This is a genomic window from Ruminiclostridium cellobioparum subsp. termitidis CT1112, assembly GCF_000350485.1.
GTDB lineage: Bacteria > Bacillota > Clostridia > Acetivibrionales > DSM-1351 > Ruminiclostridium > Ruminiclostridium termitidis.
Window position 1 is genome coordinate 1 of record NZ_AORV01000053.1, and the last position, 644, is coordinate 644.

The 644-nt window shown below is 43.8% G+C and carries 1 protein-coding gene; it reads left to right on the plus strand.

Annotated elements, in window-relative coordinates; all coding sequences use genetic code 11:
• On the plus strand, positions 1–644 hold a 644-nt coding region (locus CTER_RS18800; protein ID WP_004628223.1), incomplete at both ends, for a cohesin domain-containing protein.

Sequence of the window (644 nt, forward strand, 5' to 3'; positions counted from 1 at the left end):
CGTGTTCGCAAATATCAAGTTTACTTTGAAGAGCACAGCACAGAATGTCACAACACCTATAACCCATAAGACGGGCGGAGCTTTTGGCGACGGCGCTATGAACAAGATAAATAATGTCATTAAGACAGACGGCAGCGTTACCATTTCAGTTCCCGGTACCTTAAATCCAAGCATTACTCCTGTAACCTCAACTTTTGAACAGGGTAAGGCTAATGATATAACTGTAACCCTCACTCCTAACGGCAATACCTTCAGGGGAATAACCGGTCTGGTACAGGGTACCAATTATACTGTATCGGGTAATACTGTAGTGATTTTAAAGAGTTACCTCAACACTCTTACGGCAGGTACAAAGGTGCTTGCTTTCGATTTTGGCGTAGCATCCAATCCTAATTTAACTATTACCGTAACTCCCGGCAGCACCGGAGAGAGTCTTGGAGTAGCAGTAGGTACAGCAGCAGGCAAATCGGGAGAAGTTGTGACCGTACCTGTTACCTTCGCAAATGTTACCAAAGTTAATAATGTAGGAACCTGTAATTTCTATTTAGGTTATGATACAACTCTTCTGGAGGCTGTATCCGTTGAGGCAGGTCCTATAGTTACCAATGCGGCCTCAAACTTCTCAAGTGCCATAAATAACGGGA